Annotated in this window: 2 protein-coding genes; one reads left to right on the top strand and one right to left on the bottom strand. The window is 46.0% G+C overall.

What is annotated here, in order from left to right; genetic code table 11:
- Nucleotides 1-63: 63 nt before the first annotated feature.
- Nucleotides 64-483: a TonB-system energizer ExbB gene (exbB, locus tag Q0340_RS02420; protein WP_177389024.1), complete on the bottom strand. Its 420-nt coding sequence runs from the start codon at nt 481-483 to the stop codon at nt 64-66.
- A 275-nt stretch (nt 484-758) separates the two neighbouring features.
- Between exbB and Q0340_RS02415 the strand changes: the two genes are divergently transcribed.
- Nucleotides 759-2,837: a TonB-dependent receptor gene (locus Q0340_RS02415; RefSeq protein WP_298082016.1), complete on the top strand. Its 2,079-nt coding sequence runs from the start codon at nt 759-761 to the stop codon at nt 2,835-2,837.
- Nucleotide 2,838: the final 1 nt, after the last annotated feature.

Here is a 2,838-nt window from a genome sequence, read left to right as displayed (position 1 = left end):
CAGCACCAGCATAATGTCGATGAACGGGACGATATTTAGCCCGTCTCGTCTAGGAATGCTCATTTATTTAACCTCATCGTAGCGGTTTAGAAGCACATCTACCTTGCGAACAAAGCCATTGTAGATGATAAGCGTAGGCACGGCGACTACTAGACCCGTAGCCGTAGCTTTAAGCGCGAGCGAAAGACCTTGCATGATAGCCTTGGTATCGATACCGCTTGCAGTACTCATATCAAAAAATGTGATCATAATGCCGATGACAGTACCTAAAAGACCGATGTACGGGGCATTTGAATAAACAATATAAAGCGTCGTTAAATTTTTTGTCAGAGCCTCTTCATATAGCGCTTTGCTTTTGTAATCGCTCGCCTTAACCTTCGAATAAAAAAGCAGCCTTTCGATACTGAACCACACGACTAAAAAGCTCATAAATCCGAGGATCGCAAAGATAATGTAATCCACGTAATGCGCCAAAAATTCCATAATGCCCATAAGCTCTCCTTAAAAATTTTTATAAATTCAGCAAATCGCCTTGCCAAAAAATGAGAGATTTTATCAAAAATAGATTTAATTTTTACTAAAATTTTGATGAGCGATATTTAAATTATATTTTATCATTTAGCTTTATTTAATGATAATAAAGCATTCGGTGATAGAATTTTAATGATTTTAAAATGTCTTGATAATTAATATAAAATAAAGGATTAATTTTATATTATTTGCCGTTTTTTAATCTCATTATCATTTAGGAGTTTCGTATGAAAAAATTTCATCTGGCTTTGTCCTTGTGCGCAGTTCTTTGCTTAAGCGCACAAGCAGACGAGAAATCAAGCGCTACGGACGCATCCAAAAGCAAGGATTTAAATACGCAAAGCCTGGGCGTAATCGAAGTTACTAGCGATTCTAGCACGCCTAGCACCGTGGATGATGTCAAAATCAACACCCGCAACGCTACGCTCGTAAAAGACGTATTTCGCGATATTCCGGGCGTGTATGTGGGCGGTACCAACGGCATGAATCAAAAAATTTATATGCGCGGCGTGAGCGATCGCGGTCTAAATATCACGATTGACGGCGCGAAGCAAAACGGCAATACCTTCCATCACAACGCCGATTTGCTAATCGATCCGGATCTTATCAAAGCCGTAGAGGTCGATGTCGGCGCGCGCTCGGTCGTGAACGGCTCGGGCGCCTTGGGCGGCTCGGTAGCTTTTAAGACTGTGGATGCCAACGACCTGCTCGAAGAGGGTCAGGATATCGGCGCCAAGCTCAAAGTGGGCTATACGAGCAATAACGAAGGCTATTCGCAAAGTGCGATGCTCTACGGCAGAGCGTTTGATAGCCTAGATATGCTTGCTGCGTTTAAGCACTACGGATACGGCTTCGGCGAATCGGGCAACGGCAAGCCTACGGGCGGCGACGGCAACGATATAAATTATTTATTAAAAGCGGGCTATAGCTTTTTGGATTTTCATAAAATTTCGCTCTCTACCGAGCATATGCAGTATAAAGGTCTCTATCCGCTGCGACCAGAATTCGGCTCATGGCTAAACGGGCAGCTGGATAACCGCAAATACGAGCGCGATACGCACACGATCAAATACACATATAATCCAAGCAACCTGCTAGAACTCGACATCACTGGATACTACACCAAGCATCAACGCATCGGCTCTACTTCGTCAGACTCAAAATGGGGCGTCGAGACCAAAGGCGGCAAAATCAACGCTAAGAGTAAATTTGAAACGGGCGATTTGGCTCATACGTTGCGTTACGGCTTTGATTACTACCGCTCCGAAAACTACGTTAAGCCCGGCAATCTACGCCCCGAGAAGGTCGATAATTATAGCTTTTATATCGAGGATGCTATGCACTACGGCGGGCTTACGGTAACTCCCGGCGTGCGCTACGAAAGGCACGAGCTAAAGACCTATAACGGCAGAGGCGCTAATATCTCTAGCTACAAATATAAATTTGACGAAGTAAGCCCCGCCTTGGCGCTTGATTACGAGATCGGCGCGGGATTTGGAGCGTTTGCCAGCTACGCGCGAGTATTTAGAGGACCTGACGTAATGGAGAGTATGATGGCTGCGGGTACAAGCCGTGGCAGACCACTAAGCTGGATGGCTAACGAAAATTTAAAGGCCACTACGGGCAACGCCTACGAAATAGGCGGTCGCTACAAAAGCGATCTGGCAGAAAATTCCTCAGTAAGCCTAACTGCGAAGTATTTCAGGACGGAATATAAAAATCTCATCGTAGATAACAATGATAACAATGCGGCGGGCGGAATCGTCGGCTGCCCGGGAGGCGCACAGGGCACCTTATGCAGGGCTAATGCAGGCGGTGCGGATATTGACGGCGTCGAGCTTTTCGCAAGATTGATATTAGATGATTTGAGCCTTGCTGCGGGTTACACCCACCAGCACGTAGAATATAAAGACCGCGTGCGCAGCGGCTCGGGCTATCTAAGCTCAAACATCATCGGCTACCGCGACTATGGCGATAAATACACCTTCAATGCCGAGTACGCAATCTCTGCGGCGGATCTACTGCTGGGCTATAACTTACTCTTTTTCGACTCCAAAAACGTAGTCTCTGCAGCTAGCGACGAAAAAACCAAGGTGCCTAGCTACGCAGTTCACGATTTATATGTCACCTACGCTCCGGATAGCGGACGATTTAAAGGGCTTGAGATCAACGCGGGTGTTTACAATCTCTTTGATAAAGCCTACGCGTCGCACTCACAGCGCAGCGCCGATTTCACCGGTGATTCAAACGCTATCGACTGGGAGCCGGGACGAAATTTCAAGCTAAGCGTGGCGTATAAATTTTAAA

Source organism: uncultured Campylobacter sp., assembly GCF_938045595.1.
Lineage (GTDB): Bacteria > Campylobacterota > Campylobacteria > Campylobacterales > Campylobacteraceae > Campylobacter_B.
Note: the sequence above shows the minus strand (reverse complement) of the source record. Positions and strands in the feature narration are given on the sequence as shown.